This is a genomic window from Kitasatospora sp. NPDC058048 (genome assembly GCF_042885555.1).
Lineage (GTDB): Bacteria > Actinomycetota > Actinomycetes > Streptomycetales > Streptomycetaceae > Kitasatospora > Kitasatospora lactacystinica.
Genome location: NZ_JBHVRT010000007.1, coordinates 136587 through 151623, shown reverse-complemented (window position 1 = coordinate 151623; position 15037 = coordinate 136587). Strand labels below are relative to the sequence as shown.

Sequence of the window (15037 nt, the reverse complement as noted above, 5' to 3'; positions counted from 1 at the left end):
CCAGCTCTCTCTCAGGCGTTGCCGAAGTCGTTGTCGATCAGGGCGAACAGCTCGTCCGCTGTCGCCGTTTCCATCGCCGTGGCGATGTCGCCCACCGGTCCTGGCGGTGGTGCCTCGCCGCCCGGTGCGCCGGCGCGCCGGCCCCAGCCGCGCAGCAGTTCGTTCAGTCGTTCGCCGACCCCGTCGGTGTCGGCCGCTCCGGGCGGGACGGCCGCGAGGAGCGCGGCCAGCCGGTCCAGCTCGGCCAGCAGCGGCGAGGGCGGTTCGGGCGCGGCGGACAGCTCCGCGTCCAGGTGGGCGGCGAGCACTTCGGGCGTCGGGTGGTCGAAGACGACCGTCGGCGGGACGGCCAGCCCGGTGGCCTCGCACAGCGCGTTCCTGAACCGCATCGCGAGCATCGAGTCGAAGCCGATCTCGGAGAAGGCGCGTTCCGGGCGCACCGGACCGGTTCCGGAATGGCCGAGGACCGCGGCCGCGTGCCGGACGACCAGGTCGAGCACCACTTGACGGCGTGCCGGCCGGTCCAGTGGGGCCAGCCGGGCGGCCAGTCGTGCGGCGGGGGTACCGTCCTCGTCGCCTGCGGTCTGCGGAGTCTCCTCGGCCGGCGCCGCGGTGGTGGCCGCGGCGGCCGTCCGGCCCGGTGTGGGCAGCCAGTACCGGTCGCGCTGGAAGGGGTACGTCGGCAGCAGGACGGGTGCCGGGCCGCCCGGCCCGGGGGCCCCCGTCCAGGGCGCCCAGTCCACCGGACCGCCGCCGGCCGCCCACGCCTCGGTCAGTGAGGCCAGCAGCCGGTCCCGGCCGCCGTCGCCGCGCCGCAGCGTGCCGACCGCCGACACCTCCCGCCCGGCCTCCGCGGCCACCGCCTCGATCCCGGCGAGCAGCACCGGATGCGGGCTGACCTCGACGAGCAGGGTGTGACCCGAGTCCAGCAGGGCGCGGGTCGCTCCGACGAAGTCGACCTGCTCGCGCAGGTTGCGGTACCAGTAGGCGGCGTCGAGCGATTCTCCGGCGACGGGTTCGCCGGTCACCGTCGAGTAGAGCGGGACGGCCGAGGCACGGGGGCGTATCCCGGTGAGGGCTTCGCGCAGTTCGTCCTCGATCTCGGCGACCTGGGCCGAATGGGCCGCGTAGTCCACCGGGATCGCCTTGGCCCGTACACCTTCCCGGTCGCAGGCCGCGAGCAGGGCGGCCAGCTCCTCGGGCTCCCCGGCGACGACCACGGCGTCGGGGCCGTTCACCGCCGCCACGCAGAGGCGTCCGCCGGCGGGCATCAGGCTCGTGGTCCGCTCGGCGGAGGCGGCGACCGACACCATGCCGCCGCGTCCCGCCAGCCTCAGCAGCGCCCGGCTGCGCCGCGCCACCACGAGGGCCGCGTCGTCGAGCGACAGCGCTCCGGCCACGTGGGCGGCGGCGATCTCGCCCTGGCTGTGTCCGACGACCGCGTCCGGGGTGACCCCGGTGTCGCGCCAGTGCGCGGCCAGCGCGACCATCACGGCGAACAGCACCGGCTGGACGACGTCCACGCGGTCGAGCGTCGGCGCGCCGGGCGCGCCGCGCAGCACCTCGGTCAGGGACCAGTCGGTGTGCGGGGCGAGCGCCCGTTCGCAGGCGGCGATGGCGGCGGCGAACGGCGCGGAGGCGTCGAGCGCCGCCACGGCCATGCCGGCCCACTGCGAGCCCTGGCCGGGGAAGACGAAGGCCGTACGGCCGCCGCGCGCCCGGTCCTGCACGGCGTCGGGCGCGGGTTCGCCCGCCGCGAGGGCGTCCAGCCGGCCGAGGAGCGCGTCGCGGTCGCGGCCGACGGCTGCTGCCCGGAAGGGCAGGGCGGGGCGGGTGGTGGCGAGCGCACGGGCCGGGGCGGCGGCGCCCCCGTCGGGGCCGGCCCGCAGGTGCTCGCCCAGTCGGCGCGCCTGTCGGCGCAGGGCCGCGGGCGTCATGGCGGAGAGCAGCCACGGCACGGTGGTCCCGGTGTCCTCGGAGGGTTCGCCGTCCGTGCCGTCGGGCAGCGGGCCGGCGTCGGCGGCGGGTGCTTCCTCCAGGACGGCGTGGGCGTTGGTGCCGCTCATGCCGAACGCGGAGACACCGGCCCGGCGCGGCCGGTCCCCGTCCGGGGCGTCCCAGGGGCGGGCGTCCGCGAGCAGCCGGACCGCGCCGGCCGACCAGTCCACCCGGCTGGACGCCTCCTGTGCGTGCAGGGTGCCGGGGAGTACGCCGTTGCGCAGTGCGAGCACCGTCTTGATGACGCCGGCGACCCCGGCGGCGGCCTGGGTGTGCCCGATGTTGGACTTCAGCGATCCCAGCCACAGCGGGCGGTCGGCGGGCCGGTCCTGGCCGTAGGTGGCCAGCAGGGCCTGCGCCTCGATGGGGTCGCCGAGCACGGTGCCGGTGCCGTGCCCCTCGACCAGGTCGACATCGGCGCCGGACAGTCCCGCCGCGGCCAGCGCGGTCCTGATCACCCGCTGCTGCGCGGGGCCGCTCGGAGCGGTGAGGCCGTTGCTGGCACCGTCCTGGTTCACCGCGGTGCCCCGTACGAGGGCGAGGACCGGATGTCCGAGGCGGCGCGCGTCGGAGAGGCGTTCCACGAGCAGGACGCCCACCCCTTCGCCCCAGCCCGTGCCGTTCGCCCCTTCGGCGAAGGAGCGGCAGCGGCCGTCGGGCGACAGGCCCTGCTGACGGCTGAACTCGACGAAGACGTCCGGGCTCGCCATCACCGCGGCGCCGCCGACCAGGGCGAACGAGCAGTCGCCGGCGCGCAGTGCCTGGCCGGCCAGGTGCAGTGCCACCAGCGAGGACGAGCAGGCCGTCTCCACGGTCACGGCGGGGCCGCCGAGTCCGAGGGTGTAGGCGACGCGGCCGGAGGCGACGCTGGTGACCGTGCCGCTGAGGAGGTGCCCCTCGATCTCGTCGGACGGGTTCTGCGGGCCGGTGCCGTAGCCCTGGGCGGCGACGCCGACGTAGACGCCGCCCTCGCTGCCGCGGACCGACGCGGGGTCGAGTCCGGCCCGCTCCAGTGCCTCCCAGCTGGTTTCGAGCAGCAGTCGCTGCTGCGGGTCCATGGCCAGTGCTTCGCGCGGGGAGATGCCGAAGAACTCCGCGTCGAACTCGGCCGCGCCGTCCAGGAAGCCGCCGCCGGTGGTGTAGAAGGTGCCCGGGTGCAGGGGGTCCGGGTCGTAGAGGGTGTCCAGCGGCCAGCCGCGGTCGGCGGGCAGCGCGGCGACCGCGTCCACTCCGTCGGCCACCAGCTGCCACAGGTCCTCGGGCGAGCGGACGCCGCCCGGGAACCGGCAGGCCATCGAGACGATCGCCAGGGGTTCGTCGGCCGTCGCGGGCCCGGCCGCGCCGCCGGCGGCGGCCGCGGAGTCCGTCGCGGCCGTGCCGGTCGTGCCGTCGGCGTCCGGTTCGGTGCCGCCCAGCCCGGCGAAGAGGTGGGCGGCGAGGGCGGCTGCCGTCGGGTGGTCGAAGACGGTGGTGAACGCGAGCGGCAGAGCGGTGGCCGCGACCAGCCGGTTGCGGAGTTCGACGGCGGTGAGCGAGTCGAAGCCCAGCTCGCGGAACGGGCGGTCGGTCGTGAGGCCGGCGGCCGACTCGTGGCCCAGCACGGCGGCCGCTTCGCTCCGCACCAGTTCCGTCAGCAGTTTGCGGCCCTCGGGCTCGGACAGTCGGTGCAGCCGGTGCAACCACGACGGGTCGCCGCCCGTGCCGGGTCCGGACCCGGCGGAGGTGTCCGCGTCCGCGGGGTCGCCGCCCGCCGCCCGGGGCTCCGGGGCGGCCGACAGGCCGCGCAGCAGCGCACTGTCCCTGACCGAGCCGAAGATCGGCGCGAAGCGGCTCCAGTCCAGCTCGGCGACGACCGGTTCGCCCTCGTCCAGGGTCAGCGCCAGGCCGAGCGCGGAGAGCGCCGCTGCCGGGGCCATCGGCACCAGCCCGTGGCGGCGCAGGCCGTCGCCGACCGCGCCCTCGGCCATACCCGCGCCGGCCCAGGGGCCCCAGGCCACCGAGGTCGCCGTCAGGCCCCGGCCGCGCCTCGCCGCGGCGAGGCCGTCCAGGTAGGCGTTGGCTGCCGCGTAGGCGCCCTGGCCGCCGCTGCCCCAGGTGCCCGAGATCGAGGAGAACAGCACGAAGGCGTCCAGCGGGCGGTCTTCGAACAGGGCGTCGAGGTGGGCCGCGCCACGCGTCTTGGCCGCCGTCCGCCGGGCCAGTTCCTCCGGCGTGCAGTCCATCAGCGCGGTGTCCGAGGTGAGTCCGGCGGTGTGCACCACGGCCCGTACGGTGTCGCCCTCGTCGCGCAGCCGCTCCAGGACCCGCTCCAGCGCGGTGCGGTCGGCGACGTCGCAGGCCAGCAGGGTGCTCCGGGCGCCGAGCGCCGCCAGGGCGTCGACCAGCGCGTCGGCTCCGGGGGCCTCGGGGCCCCGCCGGCCGAGGAGGACGAGGTGTTCCGCGCCGCGCTCCGCGAGCCAGCGCGCCACCTGGGCGCCGAGGCCTCCGGTGCCGCCGGTGACGAGGACCGTGCCGCGCGGCGTCCACGGTGCGGGCGCGGGTGTCGCGGGCTCCGGCGCGGGGACGAGCCGGCGGCCCAGCGGTGCCGGCGCGCGTACGGCCACCTGGTCCTCGCCGTCCCGTCCGGCCAGCACCGCGCACAGCCCGTCCAGCGCGGGCCCGTCCAGCAGGTCCGGCAGGTCGACCAGGCCGCCCCAGCGCAGCGGGTGCTCCAGTGCCGCCACCCGGCCCAGGCCCCACACCTGGGCCTGCTCGGGGCGGACCTCCTCCGTGCCGTCGGCTGCCACCGCGCCGCGGGTGGCGCACCACAGGGGTGCGTCGATGCCGCTGTCGCCCAGGGCCTGGAGCAGCAGCAGGGTCCCGCTCAGGCAGGCGTCGAGCATCGGCAGGCCCGGGCGGGGGCCCCGGGCCAGGGCCAGCAGCGACAGGACGCCCTCCAAGGAGCCGAACTCCGGGAGCAGCGAGGCCAGTTCGGCGCGTTCGGCGGCGGCACCGACCCGGATCACGGCCACGTCGGCGCCGTGTCCGGCGAGCGCCTGTTCGCAGGCGAGTGCGGTGTCCTCGGCACCGGGCCCGTCCGGGGTGACGAGCAGCCAGCGGCCGGAGAGGCGGGGCTCCGCGGGCGCGGTGAGCGGCTCCCACGCGATGCGGTAGCGGCGGGGGCCGGCGGGGACCTCGGTCTCCCGGGAGCGCCGGGCGGCGGGGGCCGGGTCCGGCGCGGCCACCGGCCAGAAGCGCCTGCGCTGGAAGGCGTAGGTGGGCAGGTCGACCCGCCGCACGTCGGTGCCGCTCCAGCCCGCCGACCAGTCCACCGCCACGCCGCGCAGGTGCAGCGAGGCGAGTGCGGTGCGGACCGCGTCCGGCTCGCCGCGGCCGTCGCGCAGCAGCGGCACCGTCCCGGGGCCGCCGGGGCCGCCGGGGGTGGGGGTGGCGTCGGGGAGGCAGGCGTGGAGCATGCCGGACAGCACGCCGCCCGGTCCGAGTTCGAGGTACGTCGTCGCGCCCTCGGCCCGCAGCCGGCGGGCCCCTTCCAGGAAGCGCACGGTGCCCCGGACGTGGCGCACCCAGTGTTCGGGGGAACGGAGTTCCGCGGCCGTGGCCGTGCGCCCGGTCAGGTTGGAGACGATCTCGATGCCGGGCGCGTGGTAGGTCAGCGACTCGGCCACGTCCCGGAACGCGTCGAGCATCCCGTCCATCCGGGCGGAGTGGAACGCGTGGCTCACGCTCAGCCGGCGGGTGCGCCGTCCACGGGAGCGGAACGCCCCGGCCAGGCGCAGCACCGCGTCCGCGTCACCGGACAGGACCACGGAGGTGGGCCCGTTGACGGCGGCGATGTCCACCGCGTCCCGGCCCGGGTCGCGGTCCGCTTCCGTCTCCGGGAGGGGGTGCCCGGTGCGGTCGTCCAGCAGGGCCTGGCGCACTTCCTCCTCGGTGGCCTCCACCGCCACCATCGCCCCGCCCTCGGGCAGTTCGTCCATCAGCCGGCCCCGGGCCGTTACCAGCGCGCAGGCATCGGGCAGGTCCAGCACGCCCGCCGCGTGGGCGGCGGCGAGTTCGCCGATGGAGTGCCCCATCAGCAGGTCGGGCCGCACACCCCAGTGCCGCACGAGCCGGAACAGCGCCGTCTCCAGGGCGAACAGCGCGGGCTGGGTGTACCGGGTGCGGTCGAGCAGCGCCGCACCGGGGGTACCGGGCTCGGCGAACAGGATGTCGCGCAGGGGCAGGTCGAGGTGCGGGTCCAGGCCGGTCAGCACCTCGTCGAGGGCGTCGGCGAACACCGGGTCGTCGTGGTAGAGCTCCGCGCCGGCTCCGGCCCGCTGGCTGCCCTGTCCCGGGAAGAGGAAGGCGGTCCGGCCGGAGCGTACGGCGCCTCCGGTGAGCAGGTGGCCCGCTGCCGTGCCGCGCGCGAGTGCGGTGAGCGAGCGTCGGACGGATGCCCGGTCCCGTCCCAGGACGGCGGCCCGGTGTTCGAGCGGGGCCCGTCCTGTGGCGAGCGAGTAGGCGACGTCCGCCAGTTCGGCGTCCGGGTCGGCATCGAGCCGGCTGACCAGCCGGCCGGCCTGTGCCCGCAGGGCCTCCGGTGTGCCGGCCGAGAGCAGCAGCGGCACGGGCGGGGCGGCCCGGCGCACGGTGGCCGTCGTGGCGGTGTCAGGGGCGGCGGGGTCCGGGGCGGCGGTGTCCGGGGCGGGCGCGGCCGAGGTGTCGGTCCGCTCCGGGGCGGGCGCGACAGCCGGTGCCTGCTCGATGATCGCGTGCACGTTGGTGCCGCTGATGCCGAACGACGACACGCCTGCCCGGCGCGGGTTCCCGGTCTCCGGCCACGGGGTGTGCGCGGTGAGCAGCCTGACGGCGCCGTCGGACCAGTCGACGTGCGGGTTCGGCGTCCCGGCGTGCAGGGTTCCCGGCAGTTCGCCGTGGCGGATGGCCAGCACCATCTTCATCACCCCGGCCACCCCGGCCGCCGCCTGGGTGTGCCCGATGTTCGACTTCACGGAGCCGAGCCACAACGGCCGGTCCGCCGGGCGCGCCGGCCCGTGGACGGCCTGGAGCGCCTGCGCTTCGATGGGGTCGCCGAGCCTCGTGCCGGTGCCGTGGGCCTCGATCGCGTCGATCTGGTCGGCGCGCAGCGCGGCGTCGGCCAGCGCGGCGCGGATGACCTGCTGCTGGGACGGGCCGTTGGGGGCGGTGAGCCCGTTGCTGGCGCCGTCCTGGTTCACGGCGGTGCCGCTGATCAGCGCGAGTACGGGGTGGCCGCGGCGCAGGGCGTCGCTGTGGCGCTCCAGCAGCAGCACTCCGGCGCCCTCGCCCCAGCCCGTGCCGTCCGCGTCCGCCGAGAACGCCTTGCACCGTCCGTCGGCGGCGAGCCCGCGCTGCCGGCTGAACTCCACGAAGAGCCGCGGAGTGCTCATCACCGTCACCCCGCCCGCGAGGGCCTGCTCGCAGTCGCCGCGCCGCAGTGCCTGCACGGCCAGGTGGAGCGCCACCAGCGACGAGGAGCACGCGGTGTCGACGGTGAGCGAGGGTCCCTGGAGGCCGAGGACGTAGGACAGCCGCCCGGACAGCACGCTGGCCGTGTTCCCGGTCAGCAGATGGCCCTCGGACACACCCTCGGCGCCCTGCAGCAGCGCGGAGTAGTCCTGGCCGTTGGTGCCGATGTAGACGCCGACCTGCCGGTCCTTCAGCGCGGTCGGGTCCTGCCCGGAGCCCTCGACCGCCTCCCAGGCGGTCTCCAGGAGCAGCCGCTGCTGCGGGTCCATGGCCAGGGCCTCGCGCGGCGAGATGCCGAAGAACTCCGCGTCGAACTCGGGGGCGTCGTGCAGGAAGCCGCCCTGCATGCTGTACGTGGTGCCGGCGTGGTCGGGGTCGGGGTCGTACAGCCCCTCGGTGTCCCAGCCCCGGTTCGACGGCCAGTCGCCGACGGCGTCGGTGCCCTTGGAGAGCAGGTGCCAGAAGTCCTCGGGCCCTGCGACCCCGCCGGGGAAGCGGCAGCCCATGCCGACGATCGCGATCGGCTCGTTGCCGCCGGGTGCCGCCGCCCGGCTCGCCCCGGCATCGACGGAGCCGGCGGGCCCGGCGGTGCCGCTCGCGGCGTCCGGCAGGTCCAGGTCCGCGAGCAGCCGGTCGGCCAGTGCCGACGGCGTGGGATGGTCGAACAGGACGGTGGCGGGCAGGGCCAGTCCGGTGACGGCGGCGAGCCGGTTGCGCATCTCCACCGCCGTCAGCGAGTCGAAGCCGAGCGCGGAGAACGCCTTTCCGGGCTGGACCGTGTCGACGTCGGGGTGGCGCAGGACCGTCGCCGCGTGGGTGCGTACCAGTTCGGTGAGGGTCCTGACCCGGTCCTCGTGGCGCGGCAGTACGGCGATCTGCTGCCGCAGGGCGTCGGCGGAGTCGCCGCCTTCCCGGGCCGCCGACGGTGCGGTGTCATCCGGGACGGGCCTCTCGGCAGCCGGGTCCGGTATCCCGTGGAGGAGGGCGGCGGACCACAGGCCCCTGCCCGTGGTGAAGTGCCTCCAGTCGACATCGGCGACCACGACCAGCTCGTCGTCCTCCGCGAGTGCCCGGCCGATCGCGGTGACGGCCGTTTCGGGCTCCATCACCGGCATGCCGAAGTCCCGCAGCCGTGCGGCGACCTCGTCCGCCAGCATGCCCGGCCCGGCCCAGGCGCCCCAGGCCACGGACGTGCCGGGCAGCCCGGCGGCCCGGCGGGCGGCGACGAGTGCGTCGACGGCCGCGTTGGCGGCCGCGTAGTTGCCCTGCCCGGCGTTGCCCACGACGCCCATCACGGACGAGAACACCACGAAGGCCGACAGGTCGAGACCCGCGGTGGCCTCGTGCAGGTTCCGGGCGGCGGTCAGCTTGGCGCGCAGCACCACGGCGAGCCGCGCGGGGTCCAGCGCGTCGAGCACACCGTCGTCGAGGACGCCTGCCGCGTGGATGACGGCGGACAGCGGGCATCGCGCCGGGATGTCGGCGATCAGCGCCGCCAGTGCGGCCGGGTCTGCGACGTCGCAGGCAGCGAAGGTCACTTCGGCGCCCAGCGCCGTCAGTTCCGTCCGCAGCGCGTCCGTACCGGGTGCGTCGGCGCCGCGGCGGCTGACCAGCAGCAGCCGCTCCGCGCCCTGGCCCGCGAGCCAGCGCGCCGTGTGCGAGCCGACGCCACCGGTGCCACCGGTGACGAGGACCGTGCCCCGCCATCGCGGTCGCTTCCGCACGGCCGCACCACCCTGACCGGCTTTCGGCGACACGGACGACGCGGGCCGGAGACGGCGTCCGTGGACCCCGGTGGAGCGCACCGCCACCTGTTCCTCGTCGGCCGCGGCTCCCGCGAGCACCGCGCACAAGCGGCGGGCGGCCCGTACGTCCAGCACCTCGGGCAGGTCGATCAGACCGCCGCGGCGATGCGGGTGCTCCAGTGCCAGCGTCCGGCCCAGGGCGGCGGACGCGGCCTGACCGACGTGTCCGGGCCGCTCCGCGCCGCCCAGGACCGCCGTTCCCTTCGTCAGCGTCCAGAGCCGGGCCTGGATGCCCGCGTCCTCCAGCGCCTGGGCCAGCGCGAGGGTCAGCGCCGGGCCACCGGGCAGGTCGGGGTGGTCGGGATGGGGGCGCTCCTCCCAGGACAGCAGGGACAGCACGCCGGCGATCGGCTGCTCCCCGACGGTCTTCGTGAGCAGGGCGGCCAGTTGTTCGCGGGTCGCGCCCGGATCGTCGACGACGCACGGGAGGAGGTCGGCTCCGGCCTCGCCGAGGGTGTCCAGGACGGCCGCCGCGTCGTCGCCCTCGGGACGCAGGGCGAGCCAGCGACCGGGAAGGCCGTCCGCCGGCGCGACCGACAGGGGCGCCCAGGCAACGTGGTAGCGCCAGGAGTCCGCCCTCCGTTCACGGCTTCTGACGGAGCGCCAGGTGGCCAGCGCGGGCAGGACTTCGTCCAGGGCTTCCCGGCCGACCCCGAGGGTTTCGGCGAGCTGGGCGGGGTCCTGCAGTTCCGGGTCGTCCCAGCGGTCCTCGGCGGGGGCGGCCGGGACGGCGGCGGGGGCCGTGAGCCAGTAACGCCGCCGCTGGAAGGCGTACGTCGGCAGGTCCACCCGCCGCGCCCCCGGGAACGCACCCGAGAAGTCCACTCCCAGCCCGCACTCCCACGCACGACCCACCGCACGCAACACCTGCGCCGGACCGCCCTCCCCCCGGCGCAAGGTCCCCAGCACCACCGCATCCACACCCGCGGCCTCCACCGACTCCCCCACCGCCACACCCAGCACCGCATGCGGACTGGACTCGACGAAGAACCGGAAACCCTCCCCCAGCAACGCCGCCGTGGCCCGCCCGAACTCCACGGTCTCCCGCAGGTTGCGGTACCAGTACTCGGCGTCCAGGACCTCCGTGTCCAGCCAGCCGCCCGTCACCGTCGAGAAGAACGGCACAGAACCCGCGAGAGGGGCGATCCCGTCCAGATCGGAGAGCAGGCGCTCACGGACCTCCTCCACGTGCGCGGAGTGCGACGCGTAGTCGACCTCGATCAGACGCGCCCGCACCCCCTCCCCCACGAGCTCTTCCACCAGCGCGGCCACCGCGTCCGCGTCACCCGACACCACCGTCGACGACGGACCGTTCACCGCCGCCACCGACAACCGGCCCGCGATCCGCTCCCGCACCGCCTCCACCGGCAAAGGCACCGACGCCATCCCGCCACGGCCCGCCAGCGCACCCACCGCACGGGAACGCAGCGCGACCACCCGCGCCCCGTCCTCCAGGCTCAGGCCACCCGCCACCACGGCCGCGGCGATCTCGCCCTGGGAGTGGCCGACCACCGCGTCCGGGACGACCCCGAACGCGCGCCACACCTCCGCCAGCGACACCATCACCGCCCACAGCACCGGCTGCACCACGTCGACCCGCGCCAGCAGCGCCTCCGAGCCCAGCGCCTCCGCCAACGACCAATCCACGTAAGGCGCCAGAGCCCGCTCGCACTCCGCCATCCGCCCCGCGAACACAGCCGATCCGGCCAGCAGCTCCGCGGCCATCCCCACCCACTGCGAACCCTGACCCGGGAACACCAGCACCGAACGACCGGAAACCAACCCGCCGCCGGACACCGACCCCGGTGCCAAACGCCCCTCCGCCAGCGCCTTCACGCCGTCGAGCAACTCGCTCCGGTCCCCGCCCACCACCACGGCACGGTGCTCGAAGGCCGCACGCCCCACCGCCAGCGAATAACCCACGTCCGCCGTGTCGAGCCCGGGCTCCGCCACCACTTGCGCCGCCAACGCCCCCGCCTGCGCCCGCAGGGCCTCCGCACTGCGCGCCGACACCGGCCACACCACCGGCCCAGGACGCCGGGCGCCCTCCACCGCCTCGGCCGGAGCCTCGGCCGGCGCAGACTCCAAGATCACGTGAGCGTTGGTCCCGCTGATGCCGAAGGAGGACACACCCGCCCGGCGCGGGCGGCCCGTGTCGTCCCACGCACGGGCCTCCGTCAGCAACCGCCCGGCGCCCGCCGACCAGTCCACCTCGGGCGTCGGCCCGTCCACGTGCAGCGTCCTGGGCATCACGCCGTGCCGCAGCGCCAGCACCGACTTGATGACACCGCCCACCCCCGCCGCGGCCTGGGCATGGCCGATGTTCGACTTCAGCGAGCCGATCCACACCGGACGGTCCGCCGGACGGTCCTGCCCGTATGTCGCCAGCAGTGCCTGCGCCTCGATCGGGTCGCCCAGCCGCGTCCCCGTACCGTGCGCCTCCACCACGTCCACGTCCGACGCCACCAGCCCCGCGTCCGCCAGCGCCGCCCGGATCACCCGCTGCTGCGACGGACCGTTCGGCGCGGTCAGTCCGTTGCTCGCACCGTCCTGGTTCGTGGCCGAACCCCGCACCACCGCCAGCACCGGATGCCCGTTGCGCCGCGCGTCCGACAAGCGCTCCAGCAGCAGCATCCCCACGCCCTCGGCCAGGCCGAAGCCGTCGGCGGCTGCCGAGAAGGCCTTGCAGCGGCCGTCCGGGGCGAGACCGCCCTGACGGCTGAACTCCACGAACATGCCGACCGTGGACATCACGGTCGCGCCGCCCGCCAGCGCCAGCGAGCACTCACCCGTCCGCAGCGCCCGTACCGCGAGGTGCAGGGCCACCAGCGAGGACGAGCACGCCGTGTCGACGGTGACCGCCGCTCCCTCCAGACCGAGGGTGTAGGCCAGTCGGCCCGACGCGACGCTTCCGGTGTTGCCGGTCAGCAGGTGGCCGCCCTCGTCGGCGCCCTGTTCGAGAGTGGGCCCGTAGTCCATGGTCATCGCCCCGACGTAGACGCCCGTCGGGGTCCGCCGCAGGGTGGCCGGGTCGATCCCGGCCCGCTCCAGCGCTTCCCAGGTCGTCTCCAGCAGCAGCCGCTGCTGCGGGTCCATGGCCAGGGCCTCGCGCGGCGAGATGCCGAAGAACTCCGCGTCGAAGTCCGCCGCGCCGGCGAGCGAACCCGCCTCTCGCTGGTAGTACCGGCCCGGCGTCCCCGGTGCGGGGTCGTACCGACCGGCGGTGTCCCAACCGCGGTCGTCGGGCAGCGCGGAGACGGCGTCGGCACCTTCCGACACCAGCTCCCAGAGCTCGTCGGGGCTACCGACCCCGCCGGGGTAGCGGCAGCCCATGCCGACGATCACCACGGGGTCGTCGTCCTCGGCCCGCCGCACCGGCTCGTCCGCGTCCGTGTTCCTGTCGGCTCGGCCGCCGCCGATCGCGGCGCAGAGATACTCGGTCAGGGCCGCCGGGGTCGGGCAGTCGAAGACAACCGTCGCCGGGATGCGCAGCGCCGTCGCCGCACTCAGCCGGTTGCGCAGCTCCACGGCGGTGACGGAGTCGAATCCCAGGTCGAGGAAGGCCAGGTCGGCGGGGACCGGACCGGACCGGCCGGTCAGCGCGGCGATCTCCTCGCCCACCAGCCGTGCCAGCGCGGCACGGCGTTCCGGTACGTCCGATCCGGCCAGCTCCGCGCGGAACGCGGTACCGGCATCCCGGTCACCGCCCGAGCCGTCCGGCCCGTTCACGTCCGCCGGGCCGGGCTCCGCGAGCGCCGCCAGGGCAGCCGCCGGCAGTTCCCGTACCCGGGCCTGCTGCCCGGAGAACAGCGCTTCCCGATCCGGGGTGACCCCGTGCACGTACAGGTCACCGAGCGAGGTCAGGAACCGGCCCGGACCGCCCTGGTCGCGGCGCAGCGTCCCGAGGACGGCGGCCTGCGCGCCGTGTTCCTCCGCACAGTCCGCGAGGGCAGAGGTCAGCACGGTGTGCGGGCTGACCTCCAGCAGGACCCCGTACCCGTCCCGCAGCAGGGCCCCGGCCGCCTGATGGAACCTGACCGTGTTGCGCAGGTTGCGGCACCAGTAGTCGGCGTCCAGGACCGGGACGTCCAGTCGTCCCCCGGTCAGTCCGGAGTAGTAGGGCAGATGCGGTGTGCGGGGGCGGATCGGTGCGAGGTCGGCGCGCATCCGGGGGACGATCGCGTCGATGTGGGGGGAATGGGCGGCCAGGCCCACCGCGATCCGCCGTGCGTGCACCGCGTCCGAGGCCAGGTCGGCGAGGAGTTCGGCCGCGGCGTCGCGGTCGCCGGAGACGATCACGGACCGCGGGCCGTTGTGCGCGGCGACGACGAGGCGGCCGTCCCAGCGGCGCAACCGCGGCTCGACCTCGCCGGCCGGGGCCATGACGGAGACCATGTCGCCCCGCCCGGCCAGGGTCGCCTGGGCCTGACTCCACAGGGCCACCACCCGCGCGGAGTCGTCCAGGGACAGCGCGCCGCAGACCGCGGCGGCGGTGACCTCGCCGACGCTGTGCCCGAGCACCGCGGCCGGTTCCACGCCGTGGGAGCGCCACAGCGCGGCGAGCGACACCGTCACGGCGAACAGCAGGGGCTGCACCACGTCGGCCCGGTCCCCCGCGGGTGCGCCCGACGCGTCCGGGTCGCGGAGCACGTCGATCGGCGACCAGTCGACGAACGGTTCCAGGGCCTGCGCGCACGCGTCCATCCGGTCGCGGAACACCGTGGAGGTGTCCAACAGGTCCACCGCCATCCGGGGCCACTGCGCGCCCTGCCCGGGAAACACGAAGGCGACCCGCCCGCCTGTCCCTGCGGCGCCCTCCAGCAGGCCGGGCATGCTCCTGCCGTCGGCGAGCGCGTCCAGCCGCTGCAGGAATCCGTCACGGCCGTCCGCCACCAGTGCCGCCCGCCGGCTCCCCTCGGAAGCGGTGCGCGCGAGGGTGAACGCGATGTCCTGGGGGCTCCAGTCGTCACGACCGGCCAGGTACGCGTGCAGGCCGCGCGCGCCGGCCGCCAGCGACTCCTTGCCGCTGCCGGCCAGTGTCCACAGCAGCGGTGCTTCCGTACCGTCGGGGTGCGTCATCGTGACTTCGGACTCCTTCACGGCGATCAGGACCATCAGTCGCCGGACCGTGGCGGGGCGCCCGCTCCCACGGGTCGCGCGCCGACCGGGACGCCTTCGTCATGCCCGGCGTGTACCGCCACCGGACGTGCGACGTCGATCTTGCCCAAGTCGCATAGCGTCCCGATAGCGCAGGCCGCGACACGGTGCCGGTACGGGGAACGGGCGGTTCGCGGCGCAGCGGGAGAGCCGCGCGCACCCCGTGGGCCGGGTCAACCGTCCGTTCCGGCGGACCGCTGCGGGCCCGGAGTTCGCGCCACCCCCAGCTCCCGCCGGATCCCGTCCAGTGCCGCGATGAACAGTGCCGAGGCAACGCCCCGCGTGGTCATCGATGCGGCCCGAAAGCTCTCCCGGGGCATCCGGTACCAGTCCACGCCACGCAGACGGCACGCGCAGGGCCGCCAGGGAGTCTCGCCGAAAGGCGGGATGGGTGTCTCAGCACAATGATCTGACGGCCCGTCGCCCCCCTTGGGCGCCCCACGAACGACCAACTCGCACGCCGATCGGACTTTGGCAGTGCAACACAACGCGAACCAGTGCTGGTCCGCCGAGGCCCAGGTGAGCTGACCGGAACGGTCGAGGCATCCGACTGCCGCAACCCTCAAGCCGATGACATTGGTGCCCTTCCC

General features: G+C 75.7%; 1 protein-coding gene. It reads right to left on the bottom strand.

The window, feature by feature from the left end; genetic code table 11:
* Positions 1-11 precede the first annotated feature (11 nt).
* Positions 12-14369: a type I polyketide synthase gene (locus ACFVVA_RS10055; protein ID WP_387687673.1), complete on the bottom strand. Its 14358-nt coding sequence runs from the start codon at positions 14367-14369 to the stop codon at positions 12-14.
* Positions 14370-15037: the final 668 nt, after the last annotated feature.

Excerpts from the sequence above, each read along its gene's own strand:
- ACFVVA_RS10055 (WP_387687673.1), bottom strand. The coding sequence starts at position 14,369 with ATGACGCACCCCGACGGTACGGAAGCACCGCTGCTGTGGACACTGGCC.